At 54.1% G+C, this 1,709-nt stretch carries 1 rRNA gene; it reads right to left on the reverse strand.

The features are described 5' to 3' along the window. Positions 1-142 precede the first annotated feature (142 nt). Positions 143-1,662 (reverse strand): 16S ribosomal RNA (locus HMPREF2698_RS03305). Between the last annotated feature and the right edge of the window lie 47 nt (positions 1,663-1,709).

The following is a 1,709-nucleotide window of genomic DNA, read 5'->3' on the forward strand; positions in this document are numbered from 1 at the left end:
ATCATTCTGGTTAAGATGTATCTCCACCCGATTATCAATCAGTGGCAGTAAAACAATCGTCTACATAAACCACCAAGCGAGTAAGAATAAACACTCACACGCTATACAGCACCAACTGGTGCTCAAAATAAATGCTCCTTAGAAAGGAGGTGATCCACCCGCACCTTCCGGTACGGGGACCTTGTTACGACTTCGTCCCAATCGCCGATCCCACCTTCGACAGCTCCCTAACAAGTTTAGGCCACTGGCTTCGGGTGTTACCAACTTTCATGACGTGACGGGCGGTGTGTACAAGGCCCGGGAACGTATTCACCGCAGCGTTGCTGATCTGCGATTACTAGCGACTCCGACTTCATGGGGTCGAGTTGCAGACCCCAATCCGAACTAAGACCGGCTTTCAGCGATTCGCTCCACCTCACAGTGTCGCTGCGCGTTGTACCGACCATTGTAGCATGTGTGAAGCCCTGGACATAAGGGGCATGATGATTTGACGTCATCCCCACCTTCCTCCGAGTTAACCCCGGCAGTCTCTCATGAGTCCCCAACCAAATGCTGGCAACATAAGACAAGGGTTGCGCTCGTTGCGGGACTTAACCCAACATCTCACGACACGAGCTGACGACAACCATGCACCACCTGTACACCAACCACAAGGGACACTACATCTCTGCAGCAATCTGGTGTATGTCAAGCCCAGGTAAGGTTCTTCGCGTTGCATCGAATTAATCCACATGCTCCGCCGCTTGTGCGGGCCCCCGTCAATTCCTTTGAGTTTTAGCCTTGCGGCCGTACTCCCCAGGCGGGGCGCTTAATGCGTTAGCTACGGCACAGAAGACGTGGAAGCCCCCTACACCTAGCGCCCACCGTTTACGGCATGGACTACCAGGGTATCTAATCCTGTTTGCTACCCATGCTTTCGCTCCTCAGCGTCAGTAACTGCCCAGAGACCTGCCTTCGCCATCGGTGTTCCTCCTGATATCTGCGCATTTCACCGCTACACCAGGAATTCCAGTCTCCCCTACAGCACTCAAGTTATGCCCGTATCGCCTGCACGCCCGAAGTTAAGCCCCGGAATTTCACAGACGACGCGACAAACCACCTACGAGCTCTTTACGCCCAGTAATTCCGGACAACGCTCGCACCCTACGTATTACCGCGGCTGCTGGCACGTAGTTAGCCGGTGCTTCTTATACAGGTACCGTCACAAAAAGCTTCGTCCCTGTCGAAAGGAGTTTACAACCCGAAGGCCGTCATCCCCCACGCGGCGTCGCTGCATCAGGCTTCCGCCCATTGTGCAATATTCCCCACTGCTGCCTCCCGTAGGAGTCTGGGCCGTATCTCAGTCCCAATGTGGCCGTACACCCTCTCAGGCCGGCTACCCGTCGACGCCTTGGTAGGCCATTACCCCACCAACAAGCTGATAGGCCGCGAGCTCATCTTGCACCGAAAAAACTTTCCAACCACCACACTAAAGGCAGTTCATATCCGGTATTAGACCCAGTTTCCCAAGCTTATCCCAGAGTGCAAGGCAGATCACCCACGTGTTACTCACCCGTTCGCCACTCGAGTACCCCTTGCAAGCAAGAGGCCTTTCCGTTCGACTTGCATGTGTTAAGCACGCCGCCAGCGTTCGTCCTGAGCCAGGATCAAACTCTCCACAAAAAAGGCCGTGAAAAGCCCAAACCTAGACAAAAAGACAAACCACAACA

Source organism: Corynebacterium sp. HMSC072A02 (assembly GCF_001810085.1).
Lineage (GTDB): Bacteria > Actinomycetota > Actinomycetes > Mycobacteriales > Mycobacteriaceae > Corynebacterium > Corynebacterium hesseae.